This is a genomic window from Hyphomicrobium sp. (genome assembly GCF_035548195.1).
GTDB lineage: Bacteria > Pseudomonadota > Alphaproteobacteria > Rhizobiales > Hyphomicrobiaceae > Hyphomicrobium_B.
Map to the genome: position 1 here is coordinate 387,858 of NZ_DASZTY010000017.1, position 25,246 is coordinate 413,103.

18 protein-coding genes are annotated in these 25,246 nt (G+C 58.2%); 5 read left to right on the top strand and 13 right to left on the bottom strand.

Annotated features, from left to right (window positions below):
* Positions 1-8: 8 nt before the first annotated feature.
* The 5 genes from VHB22_RS06355 to VHB22_RS06375 all read right to left on the bottom strand — a co-directional run bounded on the left by VHB22_RS06355 (position 9) and on the right by VHB22_RS06375 (position 11,127).
* Positions 9-1,898 carry a glycoside hydrolase family 15 protein gene (locus VHB22_RS06355; RefSeq protein WP_325456110.1) on the bottom strand — a complete coding sequence of 630 codons (1,890 nt, stop codon included), beginning with the start codon at positions 1,896-1,898 and terminating at the stop codon, positions 9-11.
* A 269-nt stretch (positions 1,899-2,167) separates the two neighbouring features.
* Positions 2,168-4,087, bottom strand: coding sequence for a response regulator (locus VHB22_RS06360; protein ID WP_325456111.1), 1,920 nt, complete (start codon positions 4,085-4,087; stop codon positions 2,168-2,170).
* 12 nt (positions 4,088-4,099) lie between these two features.
* Positions 4,100-9,733 carry a HAMP domain-containing protein gene (locus VHB22_RS06365; protein WP_325456150.1) on the bottom strand — a complete coding sequence of 1,878 codons (5,634 nt, stop codon included), beginning with the start codon at positions 9,731-9,733 and terminating at the stop codon, positions 4,100-4,102.
* A gap of 603 nt (positions 9,734-10,336) precedes the next feature.
* Positions 10,337-10,891: a sigma-70 family RNA polymerase sigma factor gene (locus VHB22_RS06370; protein WP_325456112.1), complete on the bottom strand. Its 555-nt coding sequence runs from the start codon at positions 10,889-10,891 to the stop codon at positions 10,337-10,339.
* The gene (locus tag VHB22_RS06375) at positions 10,888-11,127 is read right to left on the bottom strand and encodes a NepR family anti-sigma factor (protein ID WP_325456113.1); all 240 of its coding nucleotides are present in this window, start codon (positions 11,125-11,127) and stop codon (positions 10,888-10,890) included. The genes VHB22_RS06370 and VHB22_RS06375 overlap by 4 nt, the downstream gene beginning before the upstream one ends.
* A 231-nt stretch (positions 11,128-11,358) precedes the next feature.
* Between VHB22_RS06375 and VHB22_RS06380 the strand changes: the two genes are divergently transcribed.
* Entirely contained in the window at positions 11,359-12,162 is an 804-nt protein-coding gene (locus VHB22_RS06380) for a response regulator (protein ID WP_325456114.1), read from the top strand.
* A gap of 52 nt (positions 12,163-12,214) precedes the next feature.
* Here VHB22_RS06380 and VHB22_RS06385 read toward each other — a convergent pair whose 3' ends face one another.
* Together VHB22_RS06385 and VHB22_RS06390 are read right to left on the bottom strand one after the other, a co-directional pair.
* The gene (locus tag VHB22_RS06385; RefSeq protein WP_325456115.1) at positions 12,215-14,395 is read right to left on the bottom strand and encodes an amylo-alpha-1,6-glucosidase; all 2,181 of its coding nucleotides are present in this window, start codon (positions 14,393-14,395) and stop codon (positions 12,215-12,217) included.
* Between the two features lie 79 nt (positions 14,396-14,474).
* Positions 14,475-15,566, bottom strand: a complete 1,092-nt coding sequence (locus tag VHB22_RS06390; RefSeq protein ID WP_325456116.1) for a glycosyltransferase family 4 protein — start codon at positions 15,564-15,566, stop codon at positions 14,475-14,477.
* Positions 15,567-16,012: 446 nt separating this feature from the next.
* On the opposite strand from VHB22_RS06390, the gene VHB22_RS06395 reads away from it, so the two are divergent.
* Positions 16,013-17,029, top strand: coding sequence for an alpha/beta hydrolase family protein (locus VHB22_RS06395; RefSeq protein ID WP_325456117.1), 1,017 nt, complete (start codon positions 16,013-16,015; stop codon positions 17,027-17,029).
* A gap of 18 nt (positions 17,030-17,047) precedes the next feature.
* Here the strand turns inward: VHB22_RS06395 and VHB22_RS06400 are convergent, their stop codons facing one another.
* The 3 genes from VHB22_RS06400 to VHB22_RS06410 all read right to left on the bottom strand — a co-directional run bounded on the left by VHB22_RS06400 (position 17,048) and on the right by VHB22_RS06410 (position 18,846).
* Positions 17,048-17,389, bottom strand: coding sequence for a hypothetical protein (locus VHB22_RS06400; RefSeq protein WP_325456118.1), 342 nt, complete (start codon positions 17,387-17,389; stop codon positions 17,048-17,050).
* Positions 17,390-17,395: 6 nt separating this feature from the next.
* Positions 17,396-17,929, bottom strand: a complete 534-nt coding sequence (locus VHB22_RS06405) for a superoxide dismutase family protein (protein ID WP_325456119.1) — start codon at positions 17,927-17,929, stop codon at positions 17,396-17,398.
* 260 nt (positions 17,930-18,189) lie between these two features.
* Complete coding sequence (locus VHB22_RS06410) at positions 18,190-18,846, bottom strand: UdgX family uracil-DNA binding protein (protein WP_325456120.1); 657 nt, start codon at positions 18,844-18,846, stop codon at positions 18,190-18,192.
* Positions 18,847-19,006: 160 nt separating this feature from the next.
* Between VHB22_RS06410 and VHB22_RS06415 the strand changes: the two genes are divergently transcribed.
* From VHB22_RS06415 to VHB22_RS06425, 3 genes are all read left to right on the top strand, one after another.
* Positions 19,007-19,852: a cytochrome b/b6 domain-containing protein gene (locus VHB22_RS06415; protein WP_325456121.1), complete on the top strand. Its 846-nt coding sequence runs from the start codon at positions 19,007-19,009 to the stop codon at positions 19,850-19,852.
* Positions 19,853-19,857: 5 nt separating this feature from the next.
* The gene (locus tag VHB22_RS06420) at positions 19,858-20,628 is read left to right on the top strand and encodes a molybdopterin-binding protein (RefSeq protein WP_414652710.1); all 771 of its coding nucleotides are present in this window, start codon (positions 19,858-19,860) and stop codon (positions 20,626-20,628) included.
* Between the two features lie 131 nt (positions 20,629-20,759).
* Positions 20,760-21,314, top strand: a complete 555-nt coding sequence (locus tag VHB22_RS06425) for an SRPBCC family protein (RefSeq protein ID WP_325456122.1) — start codon at positions 20,760-20,762, stop codon at positions 21,312-21,314.
* 98 nt (positions 21,315-21,412) lie between these two features.
* On the opposite strand, the gene VHB22_RS06430 is transcribed toward VHB22_RS06425, so the two are convergent.
* The 3 genes from VHB22_RS06430 to VHB22_RS06440 form a co-directional block, all read right to left on the bottom strand.
* Positions 21,413-22,030: a response regulator transcription factor gene (locus VHB22_RS06430; protein WP_325456123.1), complete on the bottom strand. Its 618-nt coding sequence runs from the start codon at positions 22,028-22,030 to the stop codon at positions 21,413-21,415.
* Positions 22,027-23,394, bottom strand: coding sequence for a HAMP domain-containing sensor histidine kinase (locus VHB22_RS06435; protein ID WP_325456124.1), 1,368 nt, complete (start codon positions 23,392-23,394; stop codon positions 22,027-22,029). Before VHB22_RS06435 ends, VHB22_RS06430 begins: the two co-directional genes overlap by 4 nt.
* Positions 23,395-23,879: 485 nt before the next feature.
* Positions 23,880-25,235: an O-antigen ligase family protein gene (locus VHB22_RS06440; RefSeq protein WP_325456125.1), complete on the bottom strand. Its 1,356-nt coding sequence runs from the start codon at positions 25,233-25,235 to the stop codon at positions 23,880-23,882.
* Between the last annotated feature and the right edge of the window lie 11 nt (positions 25,236-25,246).

The following is a 25,246-nucleotide window of genomic DNA, read 5'->3' on the forward strand; positions in this document are numbered from 1 at the left end:
GCTGTCTTCTACGCCCGGCGCTGTCGCGTAGTCTCAACTGGCGCAGCGTCGAGTTCGGTCATCTCCGGCGTGCGTACGTGTTCGGGATCCGCATGTGGCAACGGAGCCCATGCATCGTCCCAACGGCGGGAAAGCCGCATCGCGGAGTTGATAAGCCCAGCCATCGAATATGTCTGCGGAATATTTCCCCAGAGCTGGCCGGTCGCCGGATGCAGATCCTCGCTCAACATACCGAATGCGTTGCGATGGCCGAGCAGCTCGCTGAAAAGCTCGCGGGCCTGACCGGTGCGTCCGATAGAGGCCAGGGCATCGATATACCAGAACTGGCAAGCGAGAAATGCCGACTCGGGCAAACCGAAGTCATCCTCCGCCGCGTAACGCAGCATCAGGCCATTGCGCATCAGTTCGCGGCCGATGGTATCGCATGTCTGGATGAAGCGCGGGTCATCGGGCGCGACAAGACCAAGCTCGGGTAACAGAAGAACGCTTGCGTCGAGTTCTGTATTGTCGAATGCACCTGTGAATGCGCCGCGCTTGGCGCTCCAGGCGCGCGTCAATATCTCAGAGCGGATGCGGTCTGCCGATTGCCGCCAATAGTCGGCGCGATCCGGCAGATTCAAGAGAATTGCGATCCTCGCCAAGCGATCGCAGGCGACCCAACACATCGTGGCGGAATGCGTATGAATGCGCTCGCGGCCGCGATATTCCCAGATCCCAGCATCGGGTTCCAGGTAGCGGCGGCGCGCCTGCTGTCCGAGGTGTTCCAGTTCGCGGAAGAGACTGACGTCGCCCATGCGCGGCAATCGCTGGTCGATAAACATCTGAGACGCGCCAAGAATAACACTGCCATAGGCGTCATGCTGAAGTTGCTTCGATGCCAGATTTCCGACGCGCACAGGTCCCATACCAAGAAACCCTTGCAGATCCGGCGCGATGCGTTCTTCCGTCGTGTCATTGTGAACAATGCCGTAAACCGGCTTCAGGGGGCTTTCGGTATCGGCGACTATGGTCGTGATGTAGTCGAGGTAGTGTTCCATCGATTGCGTGGCGCCAAGGCGATTGAGCGCCTGAATGACGAAATAGGCGTCGCGCAACCAGCAGAAACGATAATCCCACGTTCGCGGCGTGTTCGGTGCTTCCGGTATCGACGTCGTAAGCGCGGCGGTGATGGCGCCGGTTTCTTCGAAGGTACAAAGCTTCAACGAGATGGCGGCGCGGATGACGTCCGGCTGCCATTCATAGCTGATGGCGAGCCCGCGTACCCAGTTGACCCAATATTCGCGAGTTTGTTCGAGAAACTCGCGCGACATGGGATCGACGGCGCTTTCGATGGGTTCGTCGCTGCCGAGCACGAGGGTGATCGGACGGCTCAGTATAAATGGTGTCTCATGGACAATGTAGGAGACGGCGAGATCGGTCGTTACGCGAATGGGTGTTCCGCTGCCAGCGTAGCGAATGTGGTTTGAGCCTTGAGAGGGGATTGCTGCCGTCTGACCGTAGTCGAAGGTCGGCCGCACGCGGCAGGTGATACGCGGAAGGCCGTTCAGCGGTTCGATGCGGCGGATCAGTTGCGTCGGATGAAAAGAACGGCCGTAGCGCGGGAAACGCGGTGCGAAGTCAGTGATTTTAATGCGGGCGCCATTGCCGTCGACCAGGACTGTTTCCAAGATACCGGTATTGCGGACATAACTCGATGTCGCTGACACCTGTCCTTCCAGGATGACGTCGCAGAAGCCTTTGTCTTCGGGTCCAGCAAGAAGGCGACAGAATACGGGATCGCCGTCGAGCCTGGGGAAGCACCACCAGACCATACGGCCGCCGGGATCGATGAGCGCCGCGACGCGGCCATTGCCGATGGCGGCAACGTCGAGCGAAGAACGATAAGAATTGGCAGTCATCGAGTCCCCCGAAGGAAGGCGCTGTTTGCGGCCCGGATTAACTCTCGATTCAACGTCTGACTTTCGTGCAACGAATTCATCGGGATGAGAGCGGCATTTTTAGAGGATTGCCGCGATCGGGCCGAGACATTCGCGGCGTGAAACATTGGTTGAGCGCGTCGCGGGCGCATCAACTGCTTTCGAACGGGTACAAAGTCGGAGATTATGTGCCAATTCAAGAGCAAAACTCTATTTCAAGGCAATCCGCTGTCAATGGTCGATTGAGGTTGTCAGGCGACTTGGTTTGATTCGTCACGTGTTACGGTCCGTTTTTCGGATGCTTGTCGTTGGAGTTTGAGCACCAGCTCTTTCACATCGGCAGGATTGTACGGCTTTGTCAGGTGCGGGTATTCGCGCAGCGGCGGCGGCAGGAAGACCAGATCATTGTAACCTGTCGTGAATGCGAATGGCACTTCGCGGCGGTCGAGAATTTCGGCAATGGGGGCGCTATTGTCGGCGCCAAGATTGATGTCGATCAGCGCGATGTCGAATTCCGTGTCGGCGGCCGTATGCAGAGCTTCCGAAAGCCGTGCGACGGGACCGATGACGGTATGGCCCTCGGCTTCGAGGTCGAACTTCAATTGAAGAGCGATGAGGGCTTCGTCTTCTATCAGAAGGATCCGGCACCCTCGCGGCGTCGGAACATTGACCGCAGGTAATGGCTGGCTCGATTTCGGAAGAATGGCGATATGGCGCGGGCTCACCATTTGCGTGCGGGTCGAAAGGTCGCCCTGGAAACTGAACTCAAAGCCTTCGGGCGCCAACTGCATCTCGGCTTGTCCGCCGCATTCGCAAGCTGCGCTGCGGATCACGGTCAGGCCGAAGCCGTTTTTGATCGGTTTCGTGCATGAAGGGCCGCCGCGCTCCTTCCAGGCAAAGCGAATCTTGTCGCCGGCCGGCGAGACCAGCCGGGACCAGCTGACCGAAACGGTGCCGCCGGGTTTTGAAAGCGCGCCGTGTTTGACCGCATTGGTGACAAGTTCATGCAGGACGAGCGCCATCGATTGCGCGAATTTTGAGGTGAGGCGAACTTGGTCGCCTTCGACCAAGATGTCGTTGTCGGTGCGTGATCGGAACGGTTCGATCGCTCCGGTTACCAATTCATGCAGATCCACGCCTGTCCAGCTGCTTTGACGCAAGAGGTCGTGGGCCGCGGACATCGCGTGGATGCGGCCGTCAAGCGCGGATGCGAAAGCTCCGATCGAAATCGCGTTCGAACTCGACAGGCGGGCAATGGCCGCGACGTTGGCGAGAATGTTTTTCACGCGATGATCGAGTTCGGCCATCAGCAACTGTTGATGGCTGTCGGCCGATTTTCGCTCGGTGACATCGAGAATCGTTCCAAGGACGCGCGCAGCGCCGCCTTCGCCGATCTTGAATGCGCGCGCCCGCGCGAGCACCCAGGCCACGCCGCGTGCTCCGTTAACGCGGAACTCCAGCTCGGCCGTGGTGTCGGCAAAGTTCGCCGCCCTGAAATAGCTTCGCACCGCCTCGCGATCGTCGGCGTGAACAATATCTATGAATGCATCGAAGCGCTGCGGTGACGGAACGCCAACATGCAAGACCTCGGCGGCGTTCGGTGACCATTCGAGGGTTTGTTCCGTCTGCTCATATTCGAATGTGCCGAGCCGAGCCGCTTCGCTGGCGAGGCGCAGACGTTCTTCGCTCTGCTGCAGCATCGCGTGAGAGTGTTCGAGCTGTTCCGTGCGCTGTCTGACGCGTTCTTCGAGTTCGGCATTGAGGGCGTCGAGCTGCCGGCTTTTGCGGTACAACTCTACAAAAATCTGCACCTTGGCTTTGAGAATTTCCGGCACCACCGGAACCGGAACGTAGTCGACTGCTCCTGTGCGATATCCCTTTAGAAGATCGTCGGTATCCAGTCGCACGGCCGAGATGAATATGACGGCGGTTTTCTCGTGGCGCGGGTGGTCTCGGATCATGGATGCGAGCTCGAAGCCATCGAGATCGGGCATGCAGACATCCATCAGGATGACGGCGATTTCGGTCTTCAGGAGCGCTGCCAGCGCTTCTTCGGCGGTGGTCGCCTTGATGAGCCGGGCATTCAGTCCATCGAGGATCGCTTCGTAAGCGAGGAGTTTTCCCGGCTGGTCATCGACAAGCAAAATGTTGACCGTGTCGTCTGAAATCACATCCGTCCCCCTTCAGCGATGCAGCCACATGCGAAGCGCCGATAGCAGTTGCTCGGTATCGACCGGCTTGGCAAGATAATCCGAAGCGCCGGCCTCCAAGCATTTTTCGCGGTCTCCTTTCATTGCTTTCGCGGTCAGAGCAACGATCGGCAGCCGCTGGTGCCGTTCACTACCACGAATACGTTGCATCGTCTGATATCCGTCCATATCGGGCATCATGATGTCCATCAGTACGATGGAGACGTCGGTCGAATTCAGTATTTCTATGGCTTCGAGGCCCGTGGTCGCTGTCAAAACATGCATGCCGCGGCGTTCGAGCAAGCTGCTTAGGGCAAATATGTTGCGGGCGTCGTCGTCAACGAGCAGGACTTTGCGTCCGATAAGACAATCGTCGGTTCCATGCAGCCGCGACAGGAGCTTCTGCTTCTCATCGGGCAGGTCCGAAATGACACGGTGGAGAAACAGCGCCGTTTCATCGAGCAGCCGTTCCGGCGATTCAACTCCCTTGACGACGACTGTACGGGCCAGCTGCCGGATCTTCAATTCCTCGTCGTTTGACAGCTCGCGGCCCGTGAAGACGATGACGGGAATATCGCGCATCGAGGGCGCGCATCGCATTTGCTCAAGGATTTCGAAGCCTGACATATCGGGCAGCTTTAGATCCAACACAACGCAATCAATCGATCGAGACTTGAGCGTCTCCATGGCTTTTGCGCCGTCGTTCGCCGTCAGGATCTCGATGTCGTCGTTTCTCAAAAGTTCGGAGACGCTCATGCATTCTGCCGGGTCGTCTTCGACAATCAGGAGGCGTTTACGTGGCGACTTGGAGAATTCCGCAATGCGCTGCAACGCCGATTTGAGATCGTCCGGCTGAAGCGGCTTCGTCAAATATGTAAAAGCACCTCTCGACAAGCCGTGCTGGCGGTCGTCATCGAGCGTCACGACTTGAACGGGAATATGGCGCGTTAGCGGATTGTGTTTGAGTTGGCTCAATACCGACCAGCCGAGGACGTCAGGCAGATGGATGTCGAGAGAGATTGCCGTTGGATTGTACTCCGTGGCGAGCGACAGCGCTTGCGCTCCGCGTCGGCAGATAATTCCCTTGAATCCCGTTTCGCGTGCGGCATCCAGAAGAATACCGGCGTAGCGTAAATCGTCTTCGACGATAAGCAAGACTTCGTCGCCTGCCTCTATACTGTTGCGGTCATCGTCGATTGGTTCCGGCGCCGTGACGGCGGCAACGAGCGGCTGCGGCGATGCGCTCAATGCTAATGGTTTCACACCTGGCCGGACCTCGGCCGGGGGCGCATACTTTATTGGCAGGTACAGCGTGAACGTGCTGCCCTTTCCCGGCTCGCTGGTGAGTTGAATTTCGCCGCCGAGCAGATGCGCGAGTTCGCGGCTGATGGCAAGACCAAGCCCCGTTCCCCCGTATTTGCGGCTCGTGCTCGCGTCGGCCTGCTGAAACGCTTCGAAAATGAGTTTCTGCTTGTCGGGGGAAATGCCTATACCCGAATCTTCAACTTCGAATGCGACGACCGTGGAAGCCGCCGCGAGCGTTGGATTGTCAGGTCCCCATTTGATGGCCGTCGGTTTGACTTTGAAGCGTACAAACCCTTCTTGAGTAAACTTGAAAGCGTTGGAGAGCAGATTTTTCAGAACTTGTTGCAGACGTTTGGAGTCCGTATGCAGCGTGCGTCCGAGATCAGCGTCGAAGGTCATTTCAAAATTCAATCCACGGCGCTCGGCTTCGTGACGGAACGGCCGGGCGATTGTTTCGAGCAGGCCGTTGAACATGATCTCTTCGGCCTCGACGGAGACGGTGCCGGATTCAATTTTTGAAAGATCGAGGATGTCGCTGATGAGGTTCAGTAAGTCTGTTCCGGCGGCGTGAATGGTGCGAGCGAACTCAACCTGCTTTTCGGTCAGGTTATGGTCGGGGTTATCGCTCAGCTGCTGACCGAGAATGAGGATGCTATTGAGCGGGGTGCGAAGCTCATGGGACATATTCGCAAGAAACTCTGACTTATAACGCGAGGTGAGCGCAAGTTCCGCGGCCTTTTCTTCAACCGCGCGCCGAGCTTGATCGATTTCCTGGTTCTTGCGTTCCACCTCGACGTTTCGTTCGGCGAGTTGCTGCGCTTTCTGTGCCAGCTCCTCATTGGTTTTTTGCAGGGCTTTCTGCTGATCCTGGAGCTCGGAAGCGAGTTCTTGCGATTGGGCCAGCAATTCTTCGGTCTGCATCGTCGCTTCGATGCTGTTTAGGACAATGCCGATACCGACCGTCAACTGTTCGAGGAATGTCAGATGTGCGGATTCGAAATCGTGAAGCGAGCTAAGCGAAATGACGGCTTTGATATTATCTTCAAAGGTGATCGGCAAAACGACGACACTGCGCGGCATGGCTTTGAATACGACAGCATCGATCGGAGCGGAGGACGTGGGGATGTCGGTCAGCAGGCGGCGCTGTTTTTCGAGCGCGCATTGTCCGATCAGTCCGGTGCCGAACTCAAGCCGTTCCGGATAGCCGTTGCCGGTATCGTCGGCATATTTCGCAAGTAGCTTGAGCTGGTTTTCCGTAGAGTTGTCGAACTGATAAATCACGCCTTGATGCGCGTTGACGAGCGGAACGAGCTCGGAAAGCAACTTCCTGCCGACGGTCGTCAGGTCGCGCTGTCCCTGAAGCATGTTGGTGAAGCGCGCGAGATTCGTTTTTAGCCAGTCCTGCTCGGTGTTGCGCTCGGTCGTGAGGCGAAGATTGTCGATCATCGTATTGATGTAGTCTTTGAGTTCGGCGACTTCGCCGCGAGCCTCGACCTGAATCGATCGTGTCAGATCGCCTTTCGTGACCGCAGTCGCGACCTCCGCGATGGCGCGCACCTGACTCGTAAGGTTCTCTGCGAGCAGATTGACGTTGCCTGTCAGATCTTTCCACGTTCCTGACGCGCCGGGCACGTTCGCTTGTCCACCGAGACGGCCTTCGACGCCGACTTCGCGCGCCACCGTCGTGACCTGATCGGCAAAGATGGCGAGGGTGTCAGTCATGGCGTTGATCGTCTCTGCGAGGGCCGCGACTTCGCCTTTCGATTTTACGGTCAATTTCGGTTTGAGATCGCCCTCGGCGACGGCGGTCACGACCTTGACGATGCCGCGCACCTGCTCGGTGAGATTGGCAGCCATGACGTTGACGGTATCTGTCAAATCCTTCCATGTGCCGCCCGCCCCGGGGACTGTCGCCTGACCGCCGAGGCGGCCTTCGGTGCCGACCTCGCGGGCAACGCGTGTTACTTCGGAAGCGAAGCCGTTCAGCTGATCGACCATCGTGTTGATGGTATTTTTCAGTTCCAGGATTTCGCCTTTGACGTCGACGGTGATCTTGCGCGAGAGGTCGCCGCGCGCGACGGCGGTGGTCACTTCGGCAATGTTTCGAACCTGTGTCGTCAGGTTGGCGGCGAGCAGGTTGACGTTATCGGTCAGATCTTTCCATGTGCCGCCGACGCCGGGCACGACGGCCTGGCCACCGAGGCGGCCTTCGGTGCCGACTTCGCGGGCGACGCGCGTCACTTCGGCGGCAAACGAGCGAAGCTGCTCCACCATCGTGTTCAGCGTTTCTTTCAGCAGCAGAATCTCGCCGCGCACGTCGACCGTGATCTTTTTCGACAGGTCGCCAGAGGCAATGGCGGTCGCGACCTCGGCGATGTTACGAACCTGGGCCGTCAAATTGCCGGCCATGAAGTTTACGTTGTCGGTCAGATCCTTCCATGTTCCTGCAACGCCTGACACCTGTGCCTGTCCGCCGAGCTTGCCTTCTGTGCCGACCTCACGCGCAACACGCGTCACTTCCGAAGCAAAAGCGTTGAGCTGATCGACCATCGTGTTGATGGTATTTTTCAGTTCGAGGATTTCGCCTTTGACGTCGACGGTGATCTTGCGCGAGAGGTCGCCGCGGGCGACGGCGGTCGTGACCTCGGCAATGTTACGAACCTGAGCCGTCAGGTTCGACGCCATCGAGTTGACGTTGTCCGTCAGGTCTTTCCACGTTCCTGCGACGCCGGGGACCTGCGCTTGGCCGCCGAGCTTACCGTCGGTGCCGACCTCGCGGGCGACGCGCGTAACCTCTCCGGCGAAAGCGTTGAGCTGATCGACCATCGTGTTGATGGTCTCCTTGAGTTCCAGAACCTCGCCGCGAACGTCGACTTCGATTTTTTTCGATAAATCGCCCGACGCAATAGCGGTCGAGACTTCGGCGATGTTGCGGACCTGGGTCGTGAGATTGGAGGCCATCGAGTTGACGCTGTCGGTCAGATCTTTCCAGGTTCCAGCCACTCCACGCACGTCGGCTTGGCCGCCGAGCTTGCCTTCTGTGCCGACCTCACGTGCGACGCGGGTCACCTCTGATGCGAAGCCGTTCAGCTGATCGACCATGGTGTTGATCGTTTCTTTCAGCTGCAGGATTTCGCCGGAGACGTTGACCGTGATCTTTTTTGAGAGGTCGCCGCGGGCGATGGCGGTCGAAACTTCGGCGATGTTGCGAACCTGGGCCGTCAGATTGCCGGCCATGGAGTTGACGTTGTCCGTCAGATCTTTCCATGTGCCCGCAACGCCTGGGACTGTCGCCTGGCCTCCAAGACGTCCTTCGGTGCCGACCTCGCGGGCAACGCGTGTTACTTCGGAGGCGAAACCGTTCAGCTGATCGACCATCGTGTTGATGGTATTTTTCAGTTCCAGGATTTCGCCTTTGACGTCGACGGTGATCTTGCGCGAGAGGTCGCCGCGGGCGACGGCGGTGGTCACTTCGGCAATGTTTCGAACCTGTGTCGTCAGGTTGGCGGCGAGCAGGTTGACGTTATCGGTCAGATCTTTCCATGTGCCGCCGACGCCGGGCACGACGGCCTGACCGCCGAGCCGGCCTTCGGTGCCGACTTCGCGGGCCACGCGTGTCACTTCGGCGGCAAACGAGCGAAGCTGCTCCACCATCGTATTGATGGCTTCCTTCAGTTGCAGAATTTCGCCACGCACGTCGACGGTGATTTTTTTCGACAGGTCACCATTTGCGACGGCGATCGTCACTTCGGCGATGTTGCGGACCTGTGCCGTCAGGTTCGAGGCCATCGAGTTGACGCTGTCGGTCAAATCTTTCCAGACGCCCGTCACCTCTCGGATTTGTGCCTGTCCGCCGAGCTTACCTTCGGTGCCGACCTCGCGGGCGACACGCGTGACTTCGGACGTGAAGATCGACAGCTGCTTAATCATCGTGTTGACGATCGTTGCAGAACGCAGGAATTCTCCTTTCAGGGGGCGGCCGTCTACCTCCAGCCGCATCGGCTGCAGCAAATCGCCTTGAGCGACGGCGGCGATTGTGCGCGTTGCTTCGGCTGTCGGTCGTAGCAGGTCGTCGATGAGTGAATTGACGGATTCTTCCATTTCTCCCCACGCCCCGTGAGGAGAACCGAGATTAACGCGAAGGTTCGTCATGCCGTCCTTGCCGACGACCTCTCCGACGCGGCGCAGCTGGCCCGCCATTCGTTCGTTGGCGGACACTATGTCGTTGAAGGTATCGGCGATTTTTCCGGGAAGGTCGTCCCAGTCGCTCGGCATGCGAACCGAGAAATCTCCGCCCTTCACGGCCTTCAGGGCTCGAAGCATTTCGACGAGCACGGCATCGGAGCTGTTCTTCAAGCGCTCGGCTTTAACCGCGCCTATATGCTCCGACATCGAGTTCTCCCCTCACACCCAAAGTAAACACCCGTAAACTCCGGAACAGCCGATCCTGTTCCGCGAAAACATCCAATGGAAACTCAAATTCCGAGCCGATTATCGCCGCGCCACGCCCTGTGTGGCTGAAACCAACAGAGGACGTCCCGTTACTTGCCAAAGCGATCGTTCGTATGGCGCATAAAGCTCAAGGAAGGTGGCTAGAAATTGGCTTTTTTCAATGACATCGGACCCTCGATGAGCTTTTCGCGCACATGCTGCGTGACATTTGCTATGCGGAAATCAGATCGTTAAATCGTTGCGCACCGAGGATCGAAAAGGCCGTCGACCCGTGTCTCAAACCGGGCTTTGAATAACATTAAGAGGAAACTCGGAATCTCGGAGAGGAGCAGGCGACGGATACCAAACTCAAAGATCTCGCGGAGCCGCGCCCCACCAGAAGTCGGGATAAATTCAAAGCCATTGGCGGCTCCAACGGACCGGCCATTCTTTTGCTATCCGATTTCGATTTGGACTGGAGTTTTGTGGGGCCGTCTAGCGGCTCGAACTTTTGATGGGCGGGGTCTCTTCCGCGGGCCGATGGTGGTCTCCCTCGCTTTTCGGCGGTTGCCCCGAGGTTTCGTCGACCAATCGGCTCCGTGCCCGATTGACCCGGCTCTTCATCGTCCCGACGGCGCAGCCGCAAACCCGGGCGGCGTCTTCATAAGAAAATCCTTCGGCGGTGATCAGGAGCAGCGCTTCGCGATGGTCGGGAGAGAGGCGCATGAGCGCTTTTCGCATGTCCTCGAATTCAAGCTGGGTTAGCTGCGTTGGCGGAACGCAGGCATTCATGGCGGCATGGTCTTCATCCAGCTCTTCGCGCTGGGATTTCCGGTAATGCGTGAAATAGGTATTGCGCAGGATCGTGAATAGCCATGCTTTAAGGTTCGAATCTGGGACGAAAGAGTCCTTGTGAGCCCAAGCCTTCAATAGTGTTTCCTGGACGAGGTCATTCGACAGTTGCCCGTCGCCGCTGAGCGAATGTGCAAACGCCCGCAGGTTTGGTATCGCAGCGATCAAGGCGTCCGCGAAACTTGGCGTTTCGGTCAATCCGATCCCTCCTTGGATTCGAGCTTGCGAATGAGGTTCAGGAGTTCGTCGGGGACCGGCTCACTGACCATCGTCGAATACATGACACGCATGCGTTCACCGATGAGCTGAGTTGCAATTCCCGGAAGACGAGCCACCGCAGCGCGGTCCGCTTCGGCTTCCGGATGCCGTTCACCGCCGGTAATTTTCGCGTCGCTGCGCGAGTGCTCCTCCGGTTCATCAAAGCGATGGTGCATAATGAAAACCTGGATGAAAAACCTGCTCGTAGCGATGACCCGATTGGCCTCGTTTGAAACAAACTTTTCGAAGATGTTGCGAGGCGAGCCATCCTGTTCCGAGCCAACGTCGGGACAGAGAATTCGTTCCGCACTGGAACCAACGCGTTTGTCTTGCGTTGGCGTGCCGGTGCAGCTTGACTGCAGGGATGCTAGAGCGCCCGCAGTCGGCCCGGGAGGTGCAGAAAGTTCATGTCGATCGCCCAGACAATTCGTCCCCATCTGCCGTACCTGCGGCGATTTGCTCGTACGCTGACGGGAGCTCAAGAGGCGGGCGACGCGTATGTCGCTACCTTGCTCGAAAGCCTCGTTTCCACGCCGTCCGATTTTCCGACGGACGTGCCGGCGCGGGTGGCGCTCTATCACTCGTTCCTTCGCGTGTGGAATTCCGTGCGGCTCTCATCGTCCGGGGGCGAAGACACCGCAGGATCGATCGGGACCGCGCAACGGCGGATCAATTCCATAAGCTCGCTTCCTCGTCAGGCATTCCTGCTTGTCGCGGTGGAAGGTTTCACAGCAGGAGAAGCTGCGGCCATTCTTGAAGTCGGCGAAAAAGACATAGAAAGCCTGCTTGATGTCGCCGGTCAGGAGATTGCGCACCAAGTTGCGACCAACGTTCTCATCATCGAGGATGAACTTCTGATCGCGATGGATCTGGAGACGATCGTCACCAGTCTCGGTCACACCGTTCAAGACGTGGCGACGACCAAGACCGAAGCATTGGCGGCGGTCAAACGTCAGAAGCCGGGGTTGATCCTTGCGGACGTCAAGCTTGCTGACGGCAGCAGCGGCCTCGACGCGGTGAGAGAAATCGTAGCCGGAGGCGAGTTGCCCATTATCTTCATCACCGCGTACCCGGAAAAGGTTCTGACGGGGGAACGGCCCGAGCCGACATTCCTTATCTCGAAACCGTTTCAGCGAGAAACCGTCATGGCGATCATCAGCCAGGCATTATTCTTCGATACGAAGGCACATCCGCGTCCTGCTGCTGCATAAGGCAGGGCTGCATAAGGCAGGGCGAGACGTCCAGGCGGCTTACGGCTTTTTATCAAGTCATGATGACTTTGGCGCCGCCACGGGAATTCGTGACGTTAGCAATGACTGTGCCGCCGTTGTTGGTCAGCACGAAATCTGCCGCGCCGCCACCGACTCGCAGGTCACGGATGGTCACCTTGCCGACGCTTTCAGGAAGCCGCGGGGAGTTGAGGGTGATCGTCCGCGATGCCGCGTCGACCTTGAGACCAAGTAGAGCACTCAGCATATGGAGCATCGCGCCACTCGCCCAAGCCTGTGGTGCGCATGCGACAGGATAAAGGATCGGTGCTCTGCCGGCGCGCCGTCGAAATCCGCAGAAAAGCTCGGGCAGGCGTCGTTGATCCATCTGCAGAGCGGCGTCGAGAAGTCCGTCGAATATTGGCGGAATATTATCGCGCAGCCCATAACGAGCGAATCCAGCGGTTATCATCGCGTTGTCGTGCGGCCAAACGGACCCGTTGTGATAAGACATCGGATTGTAGCGGGCTTCCGAAGCCGCAATGGTGCGAACACCCCAGCCGGAGAAGAAATTCGCCGATACGATCTGGGTTGCGATGCGGGAGGCGCGTTCCGGCGATGCAATGCCCGTGAAGAGGACGTGCGCCGCGTTGCTCGACCGGACTTCGACGGGCCGCTTCTTGCCATCCAAAGCGAGCGCATAACAATCGATGTCCTTCGACCAGAAGGCCCGTTCGAAATTCGTGCGCAGCTTTTCCGCTTGATCGAGGAGCTCTTTGGCGCAATCGCGCTCGCCGAACGCCCGCGCCATGTTAGCTGCTGCGATTTTTGCAGCATAGACGTAGCCTTGAACCTCCACGATTGCGATCGGACCATGGGCTAGGATACCGTCGCGGTGAAAAACCGCGTCGTGGCTGTCTTTCCAAGCCTGGTTCGCGAGCCCGTTTTCCGTTTCGCGTGCGTATTCGACGAAGCCATCTCCGTCAGGGTCACCGGGGCCGTCGATCCACGCGAGTGCACGAAGGATGGCGGGCCAGATCTCTCGCAGGAATTCATTGTCGCCTGTCGCTTCAAAATATGCTCCTGCCACGACGATGAAGAGCGGCGTGGAGTCGACACTACCGTAATAACAGCCGAACGGGATTTCGCGGAGTGCAGCCATCTCGCCGCCGCGCATCTCGTGCAGGATTTTTCCAGGCTGAGCATCGGCATCGGCATCATGGGTTTCGGCTTGAAAACGCGCGAGACGGCGCAGGACGCCGCGCGCAATGGAGGGATCAAGCCACATAACCTGCAAAGCGGTGATGAGCGCATCGCGACCAAAAGTGGTCGAGTACCAAGGCGTCCCTGCGTAAGGGTAAGGTCCGTCATCGGTATTGGTGGTCAATATCCTGAGATCCGCCGTGGCGCGCTTCAAGACTGTATCGAGGCCCGGATTGGAAACCTCGATGCTCGTCATTTGCTGCCCGGCACGCCGGATAGTGCGGTGCGCGTCCCTTAACCCTTTGATATAGGAGCAGGCCGGGTGAACCTGACCCTCATCGACGGTCGCGCTCAGGAAAATTTTGGCGGCGCGCTTCGGCGGCAAATCGAGGTGGTAGAGCGCAGCCGTCTCAGTCAGGGACGTGGGTTGAGGTTCGAAATGAACGGTCGTGCGCCGGACGACATTATCCAGCCCTTTGTAGGCGAAGATGACCGATTGCGGCGCATGGATGTGCCGCGATGTCGTTCCGCGCCTTTTCCGACGCATGCCGCGAACTTCGAAAATGTCGGCGAAATCGCTATCGAATACGAGCGAGACGGCGAGTTTCAGATCTTCGCTGCTGTGATTGGTGATGAGCAGGCGTTGCCGCATGGCGCCATCTCGGACGTAGGTCGTGCGATAGATGTGGACCGCATCCTTATGCAGCCATAACTCGCCGTCGGCGTATACGTCGGGATTCGTCAAATCAGAGCAGAGCTGCAGGTCGGTGCCGTCGAGCGTTGAACCGAGGAGAAGCGGCGCGCTGCGCGCAACAAGAAGCTCAAGACGAGAGAGGTAACGCGTGTCTTTATAAAAGAAGCCGTTGCTCCTGTCGCCGAAAGCGCCAATGTCTCCGTGCGTGTCGATGACGGCGAATGCGTCGTCGTGCTTCAACGTTTCCTGCAAGCGGCCCGATCCGTTCGATGACTCGATGAGGAATGCGGGTTCCTCCCGATCGTGCTCGTTCGCCTCGCGTCCTGGCGCAGATGCCATCGTTCGCTCTCCCCAAAAGGCGGTGCCGATTTGCGCTGGCTGGCGATCCCCCTCCGGAAAGGCGCCGGGCCGCCGTCGGTTAGTTGACGGCGGATTCAATCGACGGTGCGATGACTTCCTCAGCGTGGACTTTCAACCGGCCGAGGGAAGCAAAGGCACGACTATAGAGCGATACGTAAGATTTTGCCATCCGTTCCGCTGTAAAGCGCTCTTGAAAGCGTTGATGGATGCGCCGTCGATCAAGGCTCAACAGGCGCGGAATTGCAGCGATTGCGCTCTCGACATCGTCGACGATATAGCCGGTTACACCTTCATCTATGACTTCGGGTACGGAGCCGTGCCGGAACGCGAGCACGGGGGTACCGCATGCCATCGCTTCGATCATAACCAGACCGAAGGGTTCGGGCCAATTGATCGGAAAGAGCAGTGCTGCGGCCTCGCCGAGGAAGTCGGATTTCTCGTGGTCGGCGATTTCGCCAACGAATTCGATATCGCTGCCGCCGAGCAGTGGTTTGATTTTACTTTCGAAGTATTCAACGTCCACCGCATCGACTTTTGCGGCGATCTTCAACGGGAAGCCGACAGCGCGTGAAATCTCGATGGCGCGATCGAGCCGTTTTTCCGGAGATATCCGGCCGAGAAAGGCAAAGTAACCGCCGCGTGGCGAGAACGTCGGGCGATGCAGATCGGCGGGAAGGCCGTGATACACGGTGCCCGCAAAATTCGCGAATGGTATCGGGTCGCGCTGGGCATTCGAAATCGAGACCAGGCCCATATCCGGAAAGGCGTGGTAGAGCTGCTGTAGATCAGGCAAATCCTGCCGGCCATGCAAAGTCGTCAGTGTGCTGCGCGCGATACTGCGAAAAATCGGAAAATGAAACTGATCGATGTGAAAGTGAAGGACGTCGAACGTATGCGCCATGCGGCGCACGCGATCGAGCATGATCATGTAGTAGGGAATGGGATCGCGAACGTTCGGGTTCAGCCGTAGGGCTTCCTTGCAACAAGGAACGAGGTTCGCGGACGTTATTGAGTCTCCGCTTGCGAAGAGCGTGACGTCATGGCCTTGAGCAACCAATTCTTCGGTGAGGTACGACGCGATGCGCTCGGTTCCACCGTACAATCTGGGCGGTACGCTTTCGATCAACGGCCCAATCTGTGCGATTTTCATGGAGATCCTTCCCTGCCACTGGCGACTCCAACTTCGGCAATTGAATTTTGTTCCTGTAGGGAGCGAAGCGAACAGCGATCAAGACGCCGTGTCGCAAGGCTTATCTGGATGTCGGTTTGACGGTTGTCCCGGCCCGCCGTGCTGGGCCGCGTGTGTGGCGAGTTGAGCGAGTCATTTGGAAAACGATCGCGCGAGGCCGGAAGCGAATTTGGGGGGCGGGGGCTCGCGAATTAGGCAAGTTCATGGCAATGGATTTCATCCGCGCAGCAATCGGGATTTTCGAAATTGCCTTCATCCTGGTTTTCGGCGCCTAATAACGGACGTTGGAGCACGGCGCTCACTCTTATGACGCACCCGCCCGGGGACGGGCGGATTGCTTCTTGACGAGGACTTTACGGCGGGCTCCAATGCTGCAGCGCAATGCGCGCACACGGGGACCATAATCGATGAGTTTTGCACGGCGGCTATCGCCCCGCCCGGCGATGGGCTTCGCGATTTTCCTTTTAGGATTTTTGTCATGGGCCGTTGCGGTGCTTCCGCAAGCTTCGCTTGCCGCCGATCGGGAATTCGGGGCTTTCGGTCCACAAGGCGCGCGGATGCGCGAGCAGCTTTGGATTTTGCCGAGCGGCGATCCGAAGGTGCCCATGCGCGCGACGGTGTTTCGCCCCGAGGCTAGTCCTTCGGGTGCCGATCCCAAACGTCCTCTTGTCGTGATCAATCATGGAACGGATGAAGCGACGCGGCTGGCGGTTTCGATGCCGGTTTACTATTGGATGTCGCGTTGGTTCGTTGAACGCGGCTATGTGGTCGTTCTGCCGCAAAGGCGCGGGCATGGCGCAACCGGCGGTCCATTGAAAGAGTCGATCGGCACGTGCGCGCATCCGGATCATTACGCGTCCGGTAACGTCGCCGCGGACGATATCGCAGCGGCCGTCACGTACATGACCAAACAATCGTTCGTCCAATCCAATGGTGCCATCGTGGTCGGCGTCTCGACCGGCGGATGGGCATCGCTTGCACTCTCCGCGCGTAATCTTCCGCAGGTGGAAGCAATCGTAAATTTTTCCGGCGGCAGGGGCGGACATGCTTACGGTCAGCCGAATGCCATTTGCGACGAGGCAAATCTTTTGTCAGCGGCGCGACGGTATGCGAGCCGAGCGCACGAGCCGACCATTTGGTTTTACGCTAAAAACGATAGTTATTTCGGACCGAAGCTGGCAAAAAGCCTGGCGCAAGTCTGGAGCGAGGCGGGCGGAAGCGTCGAGGAGCACATCTTGCCGCCGTATGGCACGGAAGGCCACACGATTGCAGATGACCGCGCCGGATGGGACATCTGGGGGCCTAGCTTGCAGAGCTTTTTAACGCGCGTGCATGAGCAGGCTCCGAAAGGTGTTTTGGTCGCGGCCGATCCATCGGCCGCATCCATGGCCGAGACGTCCGCAGGCGCGCCCGTCAGCAAATAGAGCTGCTCGCTCGATCTCTCACTTCGGCTGAACGCTCTGATCGCCTCCAGGCTCTCCGGGCGGTACGATAACGGGCATCTTATCGCCGGTCTTAGGCGGCTTCTCATGTATGCCCGGGTCGACGCCAGTCGGAGGTTTCAGCACGCCCTCGCTCTTGTCGAGCTTTTTGCTCAATGGTTCGTTGGCCGAATTATCGCCGGGTTTTCCTGCCGGCTTTTGCGCGGTATCCGGCGGTGAGGTGTCTGGACTCTGACTCGGTGCTGATGGCGCCGGCTGGGCATTTGCAACAAGCGACGTGGCCGCCAATGTTGCGAGGGTCATAAGCGCTGCAGCGACAGCTGGTGCGAGTGTTTTGTGCATTTCGCGTTAGCCTTTCGGAACGACGCCACAGGCGATGCGTCCCATGCCGCCGCCGTTTTCCGGATGGTCGGTGTAGTTGTCTCCGCCGGCATGAACCATCAATGCGCGGCCGCGTACGTCCGCCAGTTTTAGATGTGGCGCCGAGACGACAACATTGATGCCTTTGTCGGTTGCCGTCAGGAATGGAAGGTCGCCTTTATGACCTTTGCCCATCGGCCCTTTGTGAGACTTGGTGTCTGCGGGATCGTAATGCGGGCCTGCGGCGAGACCTGCCTGAGATTTGCCATCCTTTGTCTTAGGGCCGCAGTCGCCGTTCGTATGCAAATGAAATCCATGTTCACCGGCGGGAATGCCAATCATATCGACCTTGAGGGACAGGCCGCCGCCGGATTTCTCAGAAATCTCCGTGGTGCCGAGTTTTTGGCCGATGCCATCCGGTGTAACGCGGCGCATTTCAACGGTGATGCTAGCGGCCGTCGCGGCGTTGGATGCCACACTGGCTGCGAACAAAAACGCTGCGACAGATAAAATCGGTTTCATGGCCTCTCCTGACCGCTTCATAAGACTGAACAACCAACTGGGCGGAGATGCAGTTCCGCAGAGAGTCTATCTTGAGTTCGTGGCAGCGCGCGTTTCGCCGCAAGTGCAACTTCCGAGCCTTTTGCCGGTAACACTAAAGCCACAGCACGCACCTCCCTCAGTGCGACTGTCCCCCAACGCTGTGGCATACAAGGAGCACCCCGGTTCGCAGGGGATCGGGGTGTCTCCGTCTGTGCGATCGCATCGCTTCGCCGACGATGTCAGAGCGGAGCCGCAAGCCTGGCTGCGCTCCGCAAATCGTGAACGAAACTCGTGTACGCGGCGTCACGCGTTTCCTTATCGGTATGCCGGAGCAGCGACGACGGATGGACCGTGATAAAGCCACGGAATTCGCCGAACTGCGCTGCGCCTCGGTTGCGGGAGATGACAACCGGTGCTCCCGATAACGCCAGTGCGGCAGTCGCGCCGAGCGCGACCACTAGGTGCGGGTGGACGAATTCGAGTTCTTTCAATAGCCACCAGCGATAATGTTTTACCTCGCCGACGGTCGGCTTTTGATGAATGCGGCGCTTTCCGCGCTGCACGTATTTGAAATGTTTGACGGCGTTGGTCACGTAGGTGTCTTTCCGATCGACGCCTGCGGCTTCGAGAGCGCGATCCAGAAGACGTCCGGCCGGTCCGACGAAGGGTCGACCTTGCAAATCTTCCTGATCGCCCGGCTGTTCTCCAACCAAGGCAAGCGGGGCGCCGACTCGCCCCTCACCAAGGACGGCTTTATGTCCGCCGTGGACCATCGGCTTGGCTGCCGCAATCATCATGTTCAGCTCGGCCAGGCTCTTGGGCTGATGCCGCTGAGGTTCGAGATCGGCGAAGCTTTCCTGCACTTCGGGACCGTGCGCTGACGTGGTTTTTTTCATCCTTCAACAACGTCCCAGCCATGGGTTTGGACGCATTCGACGCCAATTTTCTGAGTTTGGGGAGCCCCAACTGCATTACCAGCTGGATGAAACGTTCGGCAGAGGCGTATCGTACTCCGTCTCAGAGCAGCTTTTACGAGCGGAAAGCAGGACATTCCAGATGAGCGTCGAAGCCGTCGAAACTGGGCGCGAGCCGCTTGAGAAGCCGGAGGTCGTCTACAGGCATGCACTGCCGGTGCGGCTGACTCACTGGGTTAACGTTCTATGTCTCGCCATTCTGCTGATGAGCGGCTTGCAGATTTTTAATGCCCATACACACCTTTACTTCGGAAACCGATCCGATCCCCAGAATGAAGTCTTATCGATGCGCGCCGTTCGTGGCGCCGACGGCAAACCGGTCGGCCTGACCACCATCGGCACCACGACGTTTCATACGACGGGCGTGTTTGGACTTTCACGTGGGGACGATGGGCAGTGGGAGGCACGAGGTTTTCCGAGCTGGATCACGCTGCCGTCTTACCGTGACCTGGCGACCGGACGTCGTTGGCATTTCTTTTTCGCGTGGCTGTTCGTCATCAACGGCCTGGCATATCTGACGTATTCTCTTTTAAGCGGACACGTGCGGCGCGATCTGTCGCCCACCGGCCGGCAATTGCGAAACATCGGGCATGATATCGTCGAGCATCTTCGCTTGCGATTTCCGAAAGGCGAGGAGGCCAAACATTATAATGTGCTGCAGAAGCTCGCATACCTTGCCGTTATTTTTGTGCTCCTGCCCCTCGTCGTACTGACGGGGATGACGATGTCGCCCGGGCTCGACGCGGCCTTCCCGTTTCTGGTTGAGATATTCGGCGGCCGTCAGTCGGCGCGGACAATTCACTTTTTGTGTGCGACTGGCATCGTTTTGTTCGTCTTCGTGCACGTCGCGATGGTCCTCATCTCCGGTGTCTGGAACAATATGCGTTCGATGATTACCGGGCATTATCGCATCGAGCCGGCGGAGTAGAGCAAATGGATTTGAAACCGAAGCTGAGCCGCCGCGGCTTTCTCACGAGCCTTTCCGCCGTCAGCGGTTCGCTCCTGCTCGGCGGATGCGATCAGCTTTCGCAGTCGCCGACCTTCCGCGATATCCTCAGTAAGGCAGAGGGCGTAACGCAACGCGTGCAACGCTTCGTGCTGTCACAGAAATCAATGGCGCGGGAATTCAGCGAGAGTGATCTTTCGGCGCATTTCAAGGCGAACGGTTCGACCAACGTCGATGATCCGTCGTATGAAACGCAAGCGAAAAGCGGCTTTTCGAATTGGCGATTGAAGATCGACGGTCTTGTCACACGGCCTACAACATTAAGTCTCGATGAGTTGCGCCGTCTTCCGTCTCGCACGCAGATCACGCGGCACGATTGCGTCGAAGGCTGGAGTGCTATCGGAAAATGGAAGGGTGCTCAGCTCGGACCCCTGCTGCAAAGCGTCGGATTGAAGCCGGAGGCTCGCTATCTCGTTTTTCATTGTGCGGACGAACTGGAGGCTGGCTCAAAGTATTATGAGAGCATCGATCTGATCGATGCCTTCCATCCGCAGACGATCCTAGCCTACGATATGAACGATGCCGCTTTAACGATCCCGCATGGGGCCCCCATCCGCCTCCGTGTCGAGCGACAGCTCGGCTACAAACAGGCGAAGTACGTGATGGGTATTGAGGCGGTTTCGTCGCTTGCGAACATCGCCGGCGGCAACGGAGGATTCTGGGAGGATCGGGGTTATGAATGGTACGCGGGAATTTGATCCCGGCGATTGAGGCGTCCAGAGCCTTTTCCCGATGCTCCCATCGTAATACAGTAACATGCTTGTGAAGGCGTCAGCCTGCGTTTTCTCGTAAGAGGCTTGCTGGCCAGGAGAACAATGGGAGTGGAACGATGAGGTTTGTACAGAGCATCGCAGTCGCCGGGGCTTGTGCGCTCGCGGCTTCGATTGCCGTCGGCACGGCGGCCAATGCAGCCAGCATTGCCGTCGGCAAAAGGCTCGAACTCAAGGTCGATCCGAAAAAAATGGGCGAAGAGCAGGCGAGGCTCTGGAAGCAGTTCGGCGGGTGGTGCGCCATCAAAGATTGGCATCCCGCGGTCGAAAAGTGTGAAGAGAGCACCGAAGGCGGCGCGAAAGTCCGAATTCTGACGCTGAAGGGCGGCGGCACGATCAAGGAAAAGCTTCTCGACGTAAAGCCGAACTTCTACCGGTATGAAATTGTCGAGAGCCCGCTTCCGGTCAAGAACTATCAGGCTCAATTCGCGCTGACGCCCGATGATGACGACGAGGACGAGATCAACTTCGCATGGTCGGCAACGTTCGACGCAAACGGCAAGACGAACAAGGAAGCCCACGACGCCATAGACGGGATTTTCAAAGCCGGTCTCGATAACATCAAGAAGATGGCGGGCACGAAGGCCGACGACGATGATGACGACAAGAAATAAGCGTTTCGGCGCATGAGTCACGTTCGGACGAGGGGGCTTACTCCCTCGTCATTTTTATGCCGCCGTCTAGCCTGCGAAGTACGTGCGACGTTCTGAAATCAGGTTTTCAGCGTCTCTATCGCCAGTCGAATAAGGTCTGCGGTGCGGTCGACGCCGAGTTTCACTTTCATCTGCGTGCAAATGTTGGCGACGGTTTTATACGCGATGCCGAGACTTTCGGAGATCGCCGTCATGCTTTTGCCCTGGCCAAGCATGCGAAGAATCTCGACCTCACGGATTGACAGGGACTGGAGGGGATCATCGGTCGAAATCTGGCTGACGGCGATGCGCGAGGCCAGGTCGCGATCTATGTATTGTTCGCCGGCTCGAACCTTACGGATTGCAGAGAGCAATTCTTCGACAGGCGCGCTTTTGCTGACGTACCCCTTTGCTCCGCCCCTTAGTGCGCGCACGGCATAGATCGGCTCGTGATGCATGCTGAAGATGATGACGCGGGCGGCCTGATCGGCGGCAAGGACGCGGCGCAATAGCTCAAGACCGCCGGCGCCTTCGAGGTTGAGATCAAGCACAACGATGTCGGGCCGTTCGCGCGCGTAGACGGCAAGTCCGTCCTCGATATTGGCGGCCTCAAATGCTTCGGCCTCGAAATGGGCCACGAAAAGTCTTTGCAGACCCTCGCGAACGACGCCGTGATCATCAACGATAAGTATTTTCATGCTGCGCTCGTGGCTCTCGTTAATTTCTTTCCGCGCGTTTCGGCGGGAATTGGAATTTCGGCAATCAAAAGTACGCCCTTGTTTTTGTCCGGGCGGGCGACGCGAAGTTCGCCGTCGAGCGCGGCAACGCGCTCCTTCATGCCGGAAAGACCGAAGCCGCGCTTCGCCGTCGCATCGATGCCGCTGCCGTCATCCGAGACGACGACGCGCAAGATGGCCGCGTCTGTGAGGCGCACCGTGAGATGAATAGTTGAAGGCTTGCCGTGCCGGACGGCGTTACTCGTACCTTCCTGCAATATCCGGAAAGCGGTTTCTTCGATATGTGCAGGAAAGCGCATGTCGTCTATATCGGTGTGGAAGGCGATCGACGGCTGGCGCGTACGCCAGAAGGCGACGAGGTGTTCGACGGCGTGCGTCAATCCCTGGTCAATCAGCATTGCTGGTCTCAAGCGGCTTAAAATGCCTCGCAAATGTACCTGCATGTGCTGGACCGATTGGCGGATTGCTTTCGCACGGCTCGTGACCCCTTCATTCGCGCCGCGCATCACGAGGATCGGGATCGATTGGGCGTCGACATCGGCAGCGAACAGGAACGGGCCGATTTCATCGTGTAGGTCGCGGGCGATTTCAGAGCGTTCTTCTTCCTGGACGGTCGAGAGCTGTTCGTTGAGACGTTGGTTCTGCTGCTCGGCGGCGCGGAGCCGTTCGGCCATGCGGTTGAACGCTCTGTAAATCAGGTTCAGGTCTTCGGGGCCTTCCTCTGCGACGTGAGCGGTATAATCGCCTTCGCCTACGCGATTGAGGGCGGCGGAAAGATCCTCAAGCGGTTTAAGTGCCCGGCCGAGGCTGGCATAGATCAACGCCAGGACGATGCCGCAGAAACTCGAGATGATGATGAACTTCAGCTTCAGGTCTTCCCAAACCTCACCGATTTCGTTGTGAGGATCTGCGCGCAGTTCGATCTTGCCGAGGTTTTTGAATTGCTCCGGGAGATTAAATTCCCTCGTGTGGATTTTTCCGGCAAGAAGCCAATAGAGCCATGCAGGCGGCGGATCGACCGGCTTCCTGATGCGGGAAACGTCCCGCACGCTGCCGTCCGGTGCGACCAGGCGGGCGAGGACGTGACGGTCACCGTCAAACGATCCCACAATGCGATGAAGCTGCTGCATCTGCGCGCGCGAGTCACCGCCAGCCGCTATCGACGACAGTGCGTCGCTGACCGTGCTGCTGCCAACCTCGATCGCTGACGACATTTCGAGTTCGATCTTGCGCAGCCCGGTCCAGTATGTCAGCGCGCCGCCTGCCAGGAGGCATACGCCCAAGACCAGGGCCACCAGAGCGAGCAGGTGGCGTCTCAAGGGCATTGCTTCACGAGCTCCGCCGTATTTTGTAACATTGTAACCTTCTGGCGCAGTGCCCGAGGCGCGTCAAGACCGCAGCTAGCGATTGCGCGGACATGGCAACGAACGTGCATGGCAATGGCCGAGAGCAGAGAGCAATTCACCCAATGACACCATATTTCCAGGCCTATTTGTCGAATCTTAAGCGTGTTCGCGTGGTGGAGCTTGTCGATCATCGCGCAGCGATTTTGCGTCATTGCCAGGCGCGGCCTTCTCTCATCATTAATCCGCTTAGCGGCCAATCCTATCTAGATCGTACGTGCAAGGCACGTTCCCTGCTGACGGTTCGCGTATCTCCACGTTAAGATCATTCCCAATTCCGGGCTTGGAAATTTCCCACGGGAGCGCAGGCTTTTTCCGAACGGGGCATTCGTGCCAGTGGAATAGTCCGACAGCGGGGCGAGCGCCATCCGGGAATTTTTCCTACTATTTTGCCGTCACGCTTCAGCTTACGTGCGGTGCGGAGGGCGGACCAGTCGAGCGACGCGCCGCGAGGCCGGAATGAAAAGCAGGCTCTCTCGCGAAATCGGGCGAAGATTGCGGAGGGAACGTGCGGGGCGGCTTTGGCGCTGCTCTGCCGCCATCATTCCCCAGACCAGCGCCAACAGAAGATAGAAATGACGCCAATGATCGCTATCGATCAGAACGCCTTCACAGATGTTGCCCGCGAGAGCCGCGAAAACGATTAGAAAAAACGGCGATGTCGCGGTCTTCTTCAGGGCGTGCCTGAAGCCAAGCAGCAACGTTCCGAGGCACGTCATCAAATAGAGGAGGCCACCGACCCAGCCGGCATTGAGGAACATACTCAGGTAGACGTTATGAACTTCTTCGTGATGGTAGAAGCGGGTAAAAATTTCGGAGCCGATGCCGAGTGGATTTTCGAGGATCAGGCCGACGGCTTTCATCTGTCCGCCGAAACGGCCGTCAGGGCCGACGTCATAGGATTGGGTCAGCGCGGCGCGCTGCTCAAGCAGGTCCGAGATGGCAGACGACTGTAGCGCTGCAGCGAGGATCAATCCAAGGACGGCGACGCCTAACAACACTAACGCGGCAAGCTTTACGCGCTGGCGGTTGGTTTTTGCTGTGATGGTGTAGACATAGCCGTAAATCGCAAAGCCGATTGCTGTCGCGGCCCAGGCTCCGCGCGAGAAGCTGAACAGAATGCCGACGGCCAATATCATTGCCGCGATAAGGGGGAGAATTCCGCTGCGCAGCGGTCTTACCAACCAAAGATGCAACACCGTCAGGAGCGGTGCGACGAGAAACGGTCCGTAGACGTTCGGATCTTTGAACGGCCCGGAAGCTCGCCCGTAACGGGTGAAATGATCGAATGCGCCGGGAAAGAGGCTTAAGTAGCCGGCGATGCCGCACAAAGCCGCAACAATTCCAGCGAAAAGGTACGCGTTGAGGATCAAACGCGTATGCTTTTCAGGATTTTTGGCGATGAACGTTGCGAAAAGGAACGATGCAGCAACAAGATAGAGCGAGACGGTCATATGCGAGACGGCTATTCCCGTTTCGCGGGCGAGCGCAGCGCTCAGCTCTCCACATGCTGTCATTGTGAGAATGACGGCGAATGCACCCCAGAGCATAGGCTTCGCATCCACCAGGCCAACCACGGGAAGCAGGATCATCAGTCCGATGGTCAGCGCGTCAACAGGTGCCGGTTCGCTGAAAACGATCGAGCTCGACGCAACGGTTAGCCAGACGAGCGCCAGTGACAGCCGATGCGCAATGCTTTTTCGCGCATCTCTGTCGAGATCAAAGCGGGCAAGCGTCTGTGGCAAGGCTAAGGCCGGCGGCATCGCGGGAGGCT